The organism is Simplicispira metamorpha (assembly GCF_004341365.1).
In the GTDB taxonomy this organism is placed as follows: Bacteria; Pseudomonadota; Gammaproteobacteria; order Burkholderiales; family Burkholderiaceae_C; genus Simplicispira; species Simplicispira metamorpha.
In genome coordinates this window covers 1-1,192 of the sequence record NZ_SLXH01000066.1, presented here as the reverse complement: position 1 = coordinate 1,192, position 1,192 = coordinate 1, and the positions used below count along the sequence as shown (strand labels likewise).

The 1,192-nt window shown below is 63.5% G+C and carries 2 protein-coding genes; both read left to right on the top strand.

Translation table 11 applies throughout. The annotated features are described in order from the left end of the window. The coding region (locus EV674_RS17620; protein ID WP_207902200.1) for a hypothetical protein at positions 1–210 on the top strand (210 nt) is incomplete at its 5' end. Positions 211–218: 8 nt separating this feature from the next. Next, positions 219–1,184, top strand: a complete 966-nt coding sequence (locus tag EV674_RS17300) for a ParB/RepB/Spo0J family partition protein (protein ID WP_132750530.1) — start codon at positions 219–221, stop codon at positions 1,182–1,184. The last annotated feature ends 8 nt before the right edge of the window (positions 1,185–1,192 follow it).

Sequence of the window (1,192 nt, the reverse complement as noted above, 5' to 3'; positions counted from 1 at the left end):
GCCGAGCTGGATGCCGCCCGCTGGAAGGTGCTGGAAGCCAACCGCAAGGGGGCTAGCGAATGGGCGAAGGAGCAGCAGGCCCAGCACCACCAAAACCCACAGCCAAAACAGGCTGAAAACCATGCCCAGCAAGCGCAAGCAGCTACGGAAAAAGTAGCAACCAAGCCTGCCCGCCGCACTGTGAACACCAGCGCGCAGCCCATCCAGTAGAGGACACCATGACCAGTTTTCAGAAGCCCGAGCAGTCGGGCCAGGCCGCTGCATTGCCCAAAACCTACGCCCAGCACCCGTTGAGCGCGGCTTTTCCGGCCATGACGACCGAAGAATTCCAGGAGCTGAAGGACTCGATTGAGAACATCGGCGTGCAAAACCCCATCACCTTGTTGGACGGCATGGTGATTGACGGCTGGCACCGCTACAGCGCCTGCATAGCGCTGGGGATGGATTGCCCCGTGGTGGAGCTGGCGCAGGGCACCGACCCGCGCGACTTTGTGATGGCACAGAACCAAGCGCGCCGCCACGTCACCAAGGCGCAGTTGGCCATGGCCACCACTGCGGTGTACGCCTGGAAGCCGCCACACCGAGAGAAAGCTCACATTGAGTGTGACCTTCCTGCAAAAACCAACGCAGAGCTTGCATCCATTGCTGGCGTACACGCCAACACCATCACGCAAGCCAAGACAGTGACCGCCCAGGCAGCCCCCGTCGTGGTGGATGCCGTCAAGCGTGGCGAGCTGGGTTTGCCCAAGGCCGTTGCCATTGCGAAGCTGCCACCCGAGCAGCAGGCCCAGGCCATCAGCAAGCCCCTGCCGCGCCCCGTGGTTGTGGTGCCGCCGCCCAAGACCAGCCAGCCCGAGGATTTCAGCGTGCCCCATGGCGAAGGCCCACCCGAAGGCATGAACGAGGACGACTTCGGCCCCAGCCCCGAGGAGATCGCTGCCGCCGAAGCCGCCGACCGTGCCGAGCGCGAGCTGGTGGCCAAGATCATCGCCGCCGATGACGTGGTGGCCGAGCTGGCAGCCGAGGTCAAGCGCCTGCTTGCCTTGAATGAGGCGCTCAACCGCCGCATCGACAGTTTGCTGAACGAGAAGGCCGATGCCATCCAGTGGATGAAGAAGTTTGAGGCGCAAAACCGCCGCCTGCTCAAAGAGGTGGAGAGCCTCAAGAAAGGCGGTGCCCAATGACCGCCGCC